General features: G+C 34.9%; 6 protein-coding genes. 5 read left to right on the plus strand and 1 reads right to left on the minus strand.

What is annotated here, in order from left to right; genetic code table 11:
* The first annotated feature begins 3 nt into the window (after positions 1-3).
* From BUB89_RS06460 to ccsA, 5 genes are all read left to right on the plus strand, one after another.
* Positions 4-1584 carry a RagB/SusD family nutrient uptake outer membrane protein gene (locus BUB89_RS06460; RefSeq protein WP_073243204.1) on the plus strand — a complete coding sequence of 527 codons (1581 nt, stop codon included), beginning with the start codon at positions 4-6 and terminating at the stop codon, positions 1582-1584.
* A gap of 106 nt (positions 1585-1690) precedes the next feature.
* On the plus strand, positions 1691-3628 hold the full coding sequence (gene nagB / locus BUB89_RS06465; protein ID WP_073243206.1) for a glucosamine-6-phosphate deaminase: 1938 nt from the start codon (positions 1691-1693) through the stop codon (positions 3626-3628).
* A 156-nt stretch (positions 3629-3784) separates the two neighbouring features.
* Positions 3785-5848, plus strand: a complete 2064-nt coding sequence (locus BUB89_RS06470) for a beta-N-acetylhexosaminidase (protein WP_073243797.1) — start codon at positions 3785-3787, stop codon at positions 5846-5848.
* 166 nt (positions 5849-6014) lie between these two features.
* Complete coding sequence (locus BUB89_RS06475; RefSeq protein WP_073243208.1) at positions 6015-8045, plus strand: beta-N-acetylhexosaminidase; 2031 nt, start codon at positions 6015-6017, stop codon at positions 8043-8045.
* A 150-nt stretch (positions 8046-8195) separates the two neighbouring features.
* Positions 8196-11435: a cytochrome c biogenesis protein CcsA gene (gene ccsA / locus BUB89_RS06480; RefSeq protein WP_073243210.1), complete on the plus strand. Its 3240-nt coding sequence runs from the start codon at positions 8196-8198 to the stop codon at positions 11433-11435.
* A 57-nt stretch (positions 11436-11492) separates the two neighbouring features.
* Here ccsA and BUB89_RS06485 read toward each other — a convergent pair whose 3' ends face one another.
* A complete protein-coding gene (locus BUB89_RS06485; RefSeq protein ID WP_073243213.1) occupies positions 11493-12659 on the minus strand; it encodes a helix-turn-helix domain-containing protein in 1167 nt (388 codons plus the stop codon).
* Positions 12660-12894: the final 235 nt, after the last annotated feature.

Below are 12894 nucleotides of genomic sequence, written 5' to 3' on the forward strand. Positions count from 1 at the left end.
ATCATGAAAATAAATAATATAAAAAAATCATTAGTCTGTTTAGGACTTCTGAGTTTAGTAAGTTGTACTGATGATTTTCAGGAAATCAATACAAACACATATGGAGCTTCTAATGAACTTCTGGAACAGGATTTTAATAATATCAGAACATTATTTCCTCCTATTTTTAATAACATTATTGTATTAGATCCCGTATGGTGGTATCAGGTACAGCAAGGTTTACAAGGAGATATTTGGTCTGGTTATATGGCAACACCAACTCCTTTTGCAGGAGGAACTAATAATACAACTTATGATTTAGTTGACGGATGGAACGGCTATGCATGGACTTCCGGTTATAAAGATATTATGGCGAATGTTTACAAATTAGAACAAAGAACTAAAGGTAAATACGATCAGTTTTATGCGCTTTCTTTGATTTTAAAAGTAGAAGCAATGCATAGAATAACAGATACTTACGGCCCAATTGTTTATTCGGAATTTGGTACTGAAGATGCTCTGATTGAGTATGATGAACAAAAAGAGGTGTATAACCAAATGTTTAAAGAATTAGATATTGCTGTTACTGAACTTACGCCAAGAGCTACTGCTGATGGAGTTACTGAATTTACAGGAACTGATATAACAGGATATAAAGGAGACTTTAAAAAATGGGTAAAGTTTGCAAATACGTTGCGTTTAAGACTTGCAATGCATATTGTAAAAATTGATCCTTCATTAGCCAAAACGGAGGCTGAAAAAGCAGTTAGTCATTCTTTTGGAGTTTTAACTACTAATGAGGATACGTTTAAAATTATTTCTCCAAACTATAACAACCCAATTGCAACCATTAGTGATGCCTGGCAGGATATCAGAATGTCGGCTGATATGGAATCAATTATGGGTGGTTATAATGATCCAAGAACCTCCGTTTATTTTAAAACTTCTGATCAGTTTTCAGGACAGTATAAAGGTGTCAGAACAGGAATAGAAATTGCTGCTAAATCAGATCATTCCGGTTTTTCAGGTATTGGTTCTGTAGTAAACACTAAAGAGATTGTTTTGATGACAGCTGCTGAGGCTTATTTTTTAAGAGCAGAAGGTGCTTTAAGAGGCTGGAGTATGGGAGGAGACGCAAAATCCCTATATGAGCAAGGTATAACAACTTCTTTTAGTCAATATGGAGTTTCAGGAGCTGCAACATATATAGCTGACGGAACAGCTACTGCTAAACCGTATGTAGATCCTAATTTTCCAGTAAATAATTCTCCAGCAGTTAATACTGTTACAGTTGCATGGGATGCAGCAGCAACTAATGAAGTGAAATTACAAAAAATCATTACTCAAAAATGGATTGCTGGCTTCCCCGAAGGACAAGAAGCCTGGACGGAATGGCGAAGAACAGGATATCCAAAACTTTTTCCGGTACTTAAAAATACTAGTGGAGGAAAAATTACAACTCAGTTTGGAGTTAGAAGACTTAATTATCCTCAATCTGAAAAAGCAGGTAATCCGGATGGTTTAGCTACAGGAATCGCTAAACTGGGCGGTTCTGATACAGGAGGAACAAGATTATGGTGGGATGTTAATAAAGCAAACTTCTAAGAAACAAAGTTCAAAATAAAAATGAGTTGGGTTAATAAATGGTATAAGCAATGCAAGTTGCTTATGCCGTTTTAACAACTCTGGTAATTACTATAAAAAGAAAAAAATGAAAAGTGCTTTAGAAATAAAACCTGATATTAGTTACAAAAGTGCCGGTAAATTTGAAGAAACCAGATATGAAAAAATTCATAATGAAATCTTCAAAAATTCTGCAGAAGCGTCAAAAATTGTAGCAGAGGAAATTGCTCAGTTAATTAGATCTAAACAAGAAAAAAATAAAACTTGTGTGTTGGGTTTAGCAACAGGCTCGTCTCCTATTAAGGTTTATGAAGAATTGGTTAGAATGCACCGGGAAGAAGGACTAAGTTTTAGTAATGTAATCTCTTTTAATCTGGATGAATATTATCCAATGTCTAAAGAAAATAATCAGAGCTATCATTATTTCATGCATCAACATCTTTTTAATCATATTGATATTAAGCCTGAAAATATAAATATTCCTGACGGTACCGTATCGATTGATAAACTCAATCAATATTGTATTGATTACGAAATGAATATTAAAAATGTGGGTGGTCTTGATTTTCAATTATTAGGTATTGGAAGAACCGGTCACGTGGGTTTTAACGAACCCGGATCGCACATTAATTCAGGTACCCGAATTATTACTTTGGATCACATTACCAGAGTCGATGCTTCATCAGATTTTAATGGTATAGACAATGTTCCTAAAAGAGCTATCACGATGGGAGTTTCTACCATCATGAGATCTAAGCGGATTGTATTGATGGCCTGGGGACAAAACAAAGCAGATATCATCAAAAGAACAGTTCAGGGTGATATCAGTTCTGACGTTCCTGCTACATTTTTACAAAATCACAATAACGCTACTTTTGTTTTAGATCAGTCTGCTGCTTCCGAATTAACCCGATTTAAAACACCGTGGTTAGTAGGGCAATGCATCTGGACACACGAATTAAAAAGCAAAGCTATTGTATGGTTGTGTCAAAAAACCAAACGTACCATTTTAAAACTGACTGACCGTGATTACAACAACAACGGAATGTCTGATTTATTAGCTCAGGAAGGTTCAGCTTATGATTTGAATATTAATATGTTCAATGTACTACAGCATACCATTACGGGTTGGCCGGGTGGTAAACCCAATACAGATGATTCACATCGACCGGAAAGAGCTAACCCGGCTAAAAAACGGGTGATTTTATTTAGTCCGCATCCGGATGATGATGTCATTTCTATGGGGGGAACTTTTTCTAAATTAATTAAACAAGGACATGAGGTACATGTAGTGTATCAAACTTCCGGAAACATTGCTGTAACGGATGATGAGGCCTTAAAGTTTGCCGAAGTATGTAATGATTTTGTTGGTGATGCAGGCAACGGAGTAGACTTTAAATCCATAATTGACTTTTTGAATAATAAATCAGAAAACCAAATAGATTCATTAGAAGTTCGAAAATTAAAAGGGCTGATCAGAAGAAGAGAATCGTATGCTGCAACCCGATACATTGGCCTAAAAGATGAAAATACACATTTTCTCGATCTTCCTTTTTATGAAACCGGACAAGTAAAGAAAAAACCTTTAGGAACTGATGATATTGCTATCGTAAAGGATATTATTGCCAAAATAAAACCGCATCAGGTATTTGCTGCAGGAGATCTTGCTGATCCTCACGGAACTCACGAAGTTTGTCTGAACGCCATTTTTGCGGCTATGAAGGAACTTAAGCCGGAAAAATACATGAATGATTGTTGGTTGTGGTTGTACCGGGGTGCCTGGCACGAATGGGATATTCACGAAATTGATATGGCTGTTCCGTTAAGCCCATCAGAGGTGTTACTAAAACGTCACGCTATTTTATACCATCAGTCACAAAAAGACAGAGTGATGTTCCAGGGAAATGATTCTAGAGAATTCTGGGTCAGAGCCGAAGACCGTAATAAAAGTACAGCCATTTTATATGATGAATTAGGCTTGGCAGAATACGAAGCCATTGAAGCTTTTAAACGTTTTGATTACTAAAAAGTGCTCTGATTCGTATCAAACGGTCTGATAACAAAATCCGGATGGATTTCAAAAATGGTGATAAATTGTAATGGAAGTCACTCTGGATTTTGTTTGCTTTTAATTTTAAATAGAATGCTATCTAAACAGATTACATTTTTCAAACAGATGAAAATGAAATATTTAATAATTCTACTATTTGTAGGTCTGGTCTCGAATGCTCAAATGCAAAAGGAGTCATTAAATTTGATGCCCTGGCCTCAGAATATCGTTTTAAAGGAAGGTAATTTTGCTTTGACTAAAAATTTCAAAGTGAATATCAGCGGTAATCCTAATCCCCGGATTTTTGCAGGAGTAACTCGTTTTTTACGTCGCCTTGATGGGAGAACCGGACTTTTTTTCGAACAAGGTTTTATCACAAAACTAAACGAATTTCCTAATGCTGAATTACAAATTAACTGCACTAAAAGTGGCAAAATTGGTTTATATGAGGACGAAAGCTATGTTGTAGAGATTACAGCAAACCAGATCAAAATTAACGCTACCAGTGATTTAGGAGCGTTGCATGGTTTGGAATCCTTGTTACAAATGCTGCAAAACAACAGTACTTCTTATTATTTTCCAAATGCTCAGATTTTTGATTTTCCAAGGTTTACCTGGAGAGGTTTGATGATTGATGCTGCCAGACATTTTCAGCCAGTGGATGTTATCAAAAGAAATTTGGACGGATTAGCGGCAATGAAAATGAATGTTTTTCACTGGCATTTGGTAGATGATCAGGGATGGAGAATCGAAATGAAAAAGCATCCAAAACTAACCGAATTAGCTTCTGATGGTCAGTATTATACTCAGCAAGAAATTAAAGATATTGTAAAATATGCTGACGAACGCGGGATATTAATTGTTCCTGAAATAGACGTTCCTGGACATGGATCAGCAATATTAACGGCTTATCCGGAGATAGGCAGCAAATTTATTTCGTTAAAAACGGACTTTGAGAAAAAAAATCAGGGAGCAGCGATTGTTAATTATGGAATAGAAAGAAACGCAGGTGTTTTTTCGCCTACATTAGATCCTTCAAATCCTAAAACGTATCAGTTGTTAAGTGAATTTTTTGATGAGGTTTGTCCGTTGTTTCCGGGCGCTTATTTTCATATTGGAGGAGATGAAAATGAAGGCAAGGACTGGGATGAAAATCCTAAAATTCAGCAGTTTAAAAAAGCACATGGTTTAACTACTAATCATGAGTTACAGACTTATTTTACGATGCAATTAGTCCCGATGCTTAAAAAACACGGAAAACAATTGATGGGTTGGGAAGAAATTATGACTAAAAACATGTCTAAAGATGCTATTATTCACTCGTGGAAAGGGGTGAATGAAGGTGTACTACCCGGAAAATCATTGGTTGATGCAGTTAAAAATGGATACAAAACTGTTTTATCAAATGGGTTTTATATTGATTTGATGTATCCAGTTGCGAGTCATTATCTTACGGATCCCATGCCTCAAAATGCTGATTTATCTGCTGAAGAGAAAGCCAGAATTTTAGGAGGTGAAGCAACTATGTGGACAGAATTAGCCAGTTCAACAACTCTGGATTCCAGGATTTGGCCCAGAACAGCGGCAATTGCCGAAAGACTTTGGTCCGCTGAGGATATTAAACATGTTGCTAATATGCGTAAGCGTTTAGAAAATGTTTCTTTTAGATTAGAAGAGTTAGGATTAACACACATTCGCAATAAGGAAGTAATTTTAAGGAATATTGCTAACAACCAGAATACTGCTTCGTTAGCGGATTTTTCGAATGTTTGTGAACCTCTAAAGGGCTATTCCCGTAACAAAGGAGGGACGGAATACCAAATGTATTCACCGTTGACACTTTTTGCTGATGCTTGTACTCCTGATGCAACTGATGCTCTTGTTTTTAATAATGCTGTTGATGCATATTTAACGAATAAAACTCCTGAAAATAAAGCTAAAGTGGTGGTGTTTTTCAACAAATGGATTTCCGTTAATAAGGATTTAAAGACCTTGAGTGCTAATGCTCCATTGGTACAATCAATTTTGCCATTGGCACAAAAATTAAATAATGCTTCGGTGGCACTGTTATTAGTTTTAGATAATAAATCAACTTTGCAAAAAGAGGAATTGAAAAAAATAGTTGAACAATGTAATACTAAAGAACATGCAGATGTAGAGTTGGCAGTATATGAAAGCCTGCTCAAACTTATATAAAATTTTGGTTAAATTAGATTGTTATTTTGAATCATCTCTGCTCATTTTTAGTAGAGATGATTTTGTTTTTACCAGATAACGCATTTCCGGTTTTATACAATTAAAACCTGGCTTAAATTTTTATCTTTATGGAAATAAAAAAGAAACTACGTTTAATTCTGAAATAATGGGTACTATTAAAAAATTCTGTTTCCTGCTGCTGTTTGTTTTTGTGTCAAATGCCCAAATCAAAAAAGAACAATTAAATGTAATGCCATGGCCTCAGCAAATAGCAACTTCAGATGCTGTTTTTTTACTGAGTAAGAATTTTAAAATCAATTGTAATGCTACTGCTGATTCCAGAATTTATAAAGGTGCTACGCAGTTTTTAAGAAGACTGGACGAAAGAACCGGATTGTTTTTTACTCAGGATTTTATCAATAAACCGAATGAATTTCCGGAAGCCGAATTGCAAATTAATTATTTGCGAAAAGGCAAAAATGAATTATCCGAAGATGAAAGTTATCATTTGTCGGTGCTCTCCAATAAAATTGTAATTACCGCAACTACTGATTTAGGTGCTTTGCATGCTTTAGAAACGCTTTCGCAAATGGTACAAAACAATGGAAGTGAATTTTATTTTCCGGCAGTAGAAATTGAAGATAATCCAAGGTTTGCCTGGAGGGGATTAATGATTGATGCTGCCAGACATTTTATGCCTGTTGAGGTTATCAAAAGAAATTTAGACGGAATGGCTGCCATGAAAATGAATGTTTTCCATTGGCATTTAGCCGATAATCAGGGCTGGCGTGTTGAAATAAAAAAATATCCTCAATTGACCGCATTGGCTTCGGATGGTTCTTTTTATACTCAGGAAGAAATTAAAGCTGTTGTACAATATGCGGATGAAAAGGGGATTATGGTTGTGCCTGAAATTGATGTTCCGGGTCATGCTTCGGCATTGTTGACGGCATTTCCGGAAATTGGGAGTAATATCGAAAAAACGTATGCTGTATCCAGAAAATCGGGTATTCACGATGCCGCTTTAGACCCGACAAATCCTAAAACCTACCAGATTTTAGAAGCTATTTTTGATGAAGTTTGTCCGTTGTTTCCAGGTGCTTATTTCCACATTGGCGGAGACGAAAATAACGGAAAAGAGTGGAACGCTAATCCTAAGATTCAGGAATTTAAAAAGAAAAATAACTTGGCAACTAATCATGATTTGCAGACCTATTTCAACATGAAATTAATTCCTATTCTTAAAAAACAAGGAAAACAATTAATGGGCTGGGAAGAAATCATGACAAAGGACATGTCTAAGGATGCTATTATTCATGCCTGGCGTTCCGTTAAAGAAGGAATGGAAGCGGAGGGAGGATTAGCAAAAGCAGCTAAAAATGAGTATAAAGCCGTTTTGTCAACAGGTTTTTATATAGATTTAATGTTGCCTGTAGACAGTCATTATTTAAATGATCCTATGCCTAAAAATGTAGTTTTTACCGCGGAAGAAAAAGCAAGAATTCTGGGTGGCGAAGCGACTATGTGGAGCGAATTAGTAACGCCTTTGAATATTGATTCCAGAATTTGGCCCAGAACTGCCGCCATTGCCGAAAGATTATGGTCTAATGATACAGTGACAAATCTGGAAAGTATGCACAAACGATTGAAGCAAATTTCCTTTCGATTAGAAGAAATTGGTTTGACACATATCAGAAACAAAGCAGTGATTTTAAGGAATATTAGCAATTATCAGGATACAAAAGCGCTGCATGATTTTACTAATATTTGTGAACCTTATAAATTGTATAAACGCAATGGCGGAGGAAAAAAATATTTTATGTTTTCGCCGTTAACCTTATTTGCTGATGCTTGTACTGCCGATGCTTCGGATGCTTATGAGTTTAATAAAGCGGTTAATCGCTACCTGACAGATAAAGATGAACTCTCGCAAGAAGAAATTAAATATTATTTGAAACAGTGGATCAATATGAATATCGAATTGATTGTACTGAGTAAAAAAGCTCCTTTAATTCAACCGCTTTTGCCTTTGTCTAAAAATTTGAGTTTGGTTTGTAAACAACTTTTGGCTGCAATAGAACAAAAACAAAGCATTAATAAAACGGAGTTGAACATGTTATTCGAACAAATAAACACCAGAAATTCTGCCGATGTGGAACTGGCGGTTTATGATAGTTTAAAAAAGCTGGCAGAGTAAAAAAAGAATATTTAATGTTACACAAAAAAAGGAGATTAGAAAAGGATTGAGTGGGGCTTAATTTTGGATTAAATTAACAATTGCACCGCTTTAGTACTCAACATTTTTGAGTACTTTTGTCGCACTTTTATAAAACGCAATCCCTTTAAAATGGATAAAAAAATCTACTCTTTTTTGTTTTCTACTCGCTTAATGGCTTTTCTTTTTATTGCTTTTGCAGTAGCAATGGCAACTGGAACTTTCATCGAAAGTAAATACAATACGGATACCGCCCGAATCTGGATTTATAACACCTGGTGGTTTGAGGGAATTATGGTGTTTTTTATGATTAACTTCATTGGGAATATCAAGCGTTACCAATTATTGAAAAAAGAAAAATGGGCTACTTTATTGTTGCATTTGGCTTTTATTTTAATTCTGTTAGGTGCTTTTATCACGCGTTATATCAGTTATGAAGGAGTGATGCCTATACGCGAAGGCGCTGCCGAAAATCAATTTTATTCTGAGAAAACTTTTTTATCTGTTTTTGTTGATGGAGAATATAAGGGCGAAATGAAACGCCGCGTTTTTGAAAAACGTTTGTTGCTTTCGCCTGTAACCAATAATAATTTTTCGGTTTCAGGACAATTTGCCGATACCCCATTTGAAGTAAAATACAAAAACTTCATCATGGGAGCAAAGGAGTATATAAAACCTGATCCTAACGGAACTTTATACATGAAATTAGTGGAAGCCGGTGATGGCGGACGTGAAGAACATTTCCTGAAAGAAGGCGAAGTGCAGAACATTCACAATGTACTTTTTGCTTTGAATAAACCTACTGATGGAGCGATTAACATTAACTTTAACGGAAAAGAATACACTATAGAAACACCATTTGAAGGAAACTTTATGCGTATGGCTGATAAGTTTCAGGGAGCGGTAACTAAAGATAATGTTCAGCCGTTGATGATGCGTTCGCTATACAGTATTGGTGATATCAGAATCGTTTTCCCGGATCCTGCTGTAAGAGGGACTATTGAATATGAGTCTAATAACGATTTTAAAGCTAAAAACCACGAAGATGCTCTGGTTGTAACCGTACATGCCGACGGTCAGGAAAAAGAAATCACGCTGCTGGGTTCTAAAGGAAAAGTGGGGGAGCCTAAAACGGTAAAAATTGGAAACATTGAATATTCTTTATTTTATGGTAGTAAAGCTTATATTTTACCATTTAAAATTCAATTGAATGATTTCATTGCCGAAAAATATCCGGGAACAGAGAAAAGTTATTCTTCGTTTGAAAGTAAGGTAACGGTTCAGGATTCGGCAGAAAAACCATTTGATGCCCGAATTTATATGAATCACGTTTTAGACCACAAAGGCTATCGTTTTTTTCAATCGGGCTTTGATCCGGATGAAAAAGGAACCATATTATCAGTAAATCATGATTTTTGGGGAACGAACATTACCTATGCGGGTTATTTTTTATTGTTCTTTTCTATGATGGCTATTATGTTTACAAAACATTCTCGTTTTGCTGATTTGAAACGAAAATTAGATGTCGTTAAAACCAAAAAAGAAAAACTAATTACCATTTTAGTTTTGTTCTTAAGTTTAAATGGTTTTGCACAAATGCAGGATCATGACCATGATCATGAAGGACATGACCACAATCATGAACATACTGAACAGGAAGCAGGGCATAATCACGCACATACTGAAAAGGCTGGAACCATGCCGGCAAGAGTAGCACCAACAGAGAAACAAATCGATTCCTTAATTACTAAATATAAGGTTTCGGAAAAACACGCTGCTCAGTTTGGACGATTGATTATTCAGGATGCAGGCGGAAGAATGAAACCGATTAATACTTTTTCATCAGAATTGTTGCGAAAAGTAAGCCATGCTAATGAATACAAAGGCATGAACTCTGATCAGGTATTTTTGTCCATGTCGCAATATGCTCAGCTATGGATTGAAGTACCGCTGATTTACATCAAAAGTGGGAATGATAGTATTCGTAAAATTATTGGTATTGATGCTAAGGCAAAATACGCTCCTTTTATTGCTTTTTTTGACGGGCAGGGTAACTACAAATTATCACCTTATTTAGAAGCAGCATATCAGGCAGCTAATCCGAATCAGTTTGAAAAAGACTTTGTAGAAACAGATAAGAAAGTGAACCTGATGGAATCCGCTTTAAGCGGAAATATTTTGAAAATTTTCCCGATTCCGAATGATGCTAATAACAAATGGATTTCTGTTAACGATTTAGCAACAGCGGGCTTAAAAGGCATGGATTCTACGTACACTAAAAGCGTTTTACCATTGTATTTTGGTTCTTTGACGAATGCTGCTGTTTCGGGAGATTATAAAAATTCGGATGATTTGTTAGAAAGTATTCATGGTTTTCAAAGAAAATATGGTGAAAAAGTATTGCCTTCAGAAGACAAAGTCACTATGGAGATTTTGTATAACAAATATGATGTTTTCCAAAAATTACCGTATTGGTATTTAACGGCGGCTATTTTAATGCTTTTGTTCACCATCTTAAAAATTTTCAAAGAAAGAAAAGCATTGAATTATTTGGTTAACGGCATGCACATTTTCATTGGATTATTATTTGCATTGCATACCGCAGGATTAATTGCACGCTGGTACATTTCAGGCCATGCACCATGGAGTAATGCTTATGAATCGATTGTTTATGTTTCCTGGGCTACGATGTTCTTTGGTTTGGCTTTCGATATCAAATCCAAATTAACGGTGGCTTCATCAGCTTTTGTAACGGCTATGATTTTAATGGCAGCTTACATGAACTGGATTGATCCGGAAATTGCTAATCTGCAGCCGGTTTTAAATTCCTATTGGTTGATGATTCACGTTGCGGTAATTGTAGCGAGTTACGGGCCATTTGCATTAGGATTTATACTAGGTTTTGTATCGTTGTTGTTACTCTTTTTTACCAACGAAAAAAACAAAACCAAAATGGATTTGAATATCCAGGAGATCACTTATATCAACGAAATGGCATTGACGATTGGTTTGATTATGTTAACAATAGGAAACTTCCTGGGCGGACAATGGGCTAATGAAAGCTGGGGACGTTACTGGGGTTGGGACCCAAAAGAAACCTGGGCATTAATCAGTATTATGGTATATGCTTTTGTTATTCACGCTCGTTTTGTACCGGCTTTAAGAGGAAAATGGGTTTTTAACTTAATGAGTATGTTTGCTTTTATTTCGATTTTGTTCACGTATTACGGTGTCAATTTCCACCTTGTGGGACTGCATTCGTATGCCAGTGGAGAAGCGCATTCACTTAACTGGATTTATTATTCACTGGGAGGAATTGCTTTGATAGGAGCGATTACATATCCTAAATACCGAAAGCATTATAAAAAGTAATTAAATAGTATTACTGTAAATAAAAAGGTTCAACAGCACGTTGAACCTTTTTTTGTTTTAAACCAAAGTATGGATTTTATTTATATATTCCGCCGGTGCAATCCCCATGATTTCTTTAAAGCTCGTAAAAAAGGGATTGTAGGAAGTAAAACCTATTTTTTTTGAAAGGGAATCTAAAGTATTGTTTTTTAAATAGCCATTTTCAATAAGTTTAACAGCATCCTGAATGCGGATTATTTTTTTATATTCTGAAAAAGAAATAGTTGCGTGGTATTTGAATAAATAAGAAAGATGACTTTTAGGAATCCCCAGCTTAGTTGCTAAATCAGTAAGAGTCAGTTTAGAATCTCTGAAAAAATCGTATTGTAATGCTCCTTTTTCAATTGCTTCAAAATAATTTTGAAGGTTGTCATCTATTTTTTCTTTTAAAATAAAATGTTGTGAATTATTTATTTCAACAACAGGCTGCATGAGCCAAATTTCATTGAAAACCAAATGAGAGTTTCTGTTTTCCTTCAATTTTTCATCCAATAGTTTGTAACCATAAAGGATTTCGGGTGTGGCTAAAATTTTGATTAAAATAGCAATCCAGATTAAGGAAGAAATCCATTGGTAACTTAGACCTTTTGTCATGCCGTTATGAGACACTTCTATAAACAATGATATTAAAAGTCGAATGGAAGCTAACAATAATGCTGTGAATAAAAATACAGTCCAATTGTGAATTTTTTTGTTTTGTTTTCGAAGTGTTTTACTTTCTGCTGATGTTCTCCAAATCGTATTTTTTAGTGTTTCATAACTCCAGTAGAGGTAAATAATCAGGTATACTGAAAAAACTAAAAAGAACAACAGTTTTACCAAAAATCCTGGAGTAATATAGGTATAAGTTTGAGAGGTGATAATAAAATAACAAACAGGAAAGATGAAATGAAGTAATTCAGTCCGGTTAAACGACTGTGTTTTTTGAGCTAAATTTTTAAAATACAAATAACTTATCGGGATTACTAATGCGGATAAATTAGAATATTTAGTATAGCTTGTTAAAATTTCAGGATTCGAAATTAAATTGATTATTCCAAATAAAAAAAAACGACAAGAAATTACAGACATTAACAAAACCATATAAATATTCATTATAGGATTTGATTTGTAATTATTGAGGAGAATTGCTGTTATAATAAAACCAATTAGCCCTGCAATAACGCATAATGAATTTAATAGCATTTAATTTTTTTTTTAAAGGATTGCTTACTAAAAACTGCAAAACACCCAAATTTATATCAAAAATATCGATGAACCGCACCTTAATGTTAAAAAGTTCTAAATTTTTTGAAAAGAATACCTTTCATTTATTGTTGTTTTTTAACAAATGTGTTACTAAAAACCGAAAAACTATTACTGTTTCATTTAAAAACTCGACAAACGACATTAAAACTCGGCAAACAACACTTTTTATAGC

Source organism: Flavobacterium flevense (assembly GCF_900142775.1).
GTDB classification, from domain to species: Bacteria; Bacteroidota; Bacteroidia; order Flavobacteriales; family Flavobacteriaceae; genus Flavobacterium; species Flavobacterium flevense.

Coding starts and splice junctions, on each gene's coding strand:
- BUB89_RS06460 (WP_073243204.1), top strand. CDS start 4: ATGAAAATAAATAATATAAAAAAATCATTAGTCTGTTTAGGACTTCTG.
- BUB89_RS06470 (WP_073243797.1), top strand. CDS start 3,785: ATGAAATATTTAATAATTCTACTATTTGTAGGTCTGGTCTCGAATGCT.
- BUB89_RS06485 (WP_073243213.1), bottom strand. CDS start 12,659: ATGCTATTAAATTCATTATGCGTTATTGCAGGGCTAATTGGTTTTATT.
- ccsA (WP_073243210.1), top strand. CDS start 8,196: ATGGATAAAAAAATCTACTCTTTTTTGTTTTCTACTCGCTTAATGGCT.
- BUB89_RS06475 (WP_073243208.1), top strand. CDS start 6,015: ATGGGTACTATTAAAAAATTCTGTTTCCTGCTGCTGTTTGTTTTTGTG.
- nagB (WP_073243206.1), top strand. CDS start 1,691: ATGAAAAGTGCTTTAGAAATAAAACCTGATATTAGTTACAAAAGTGCC.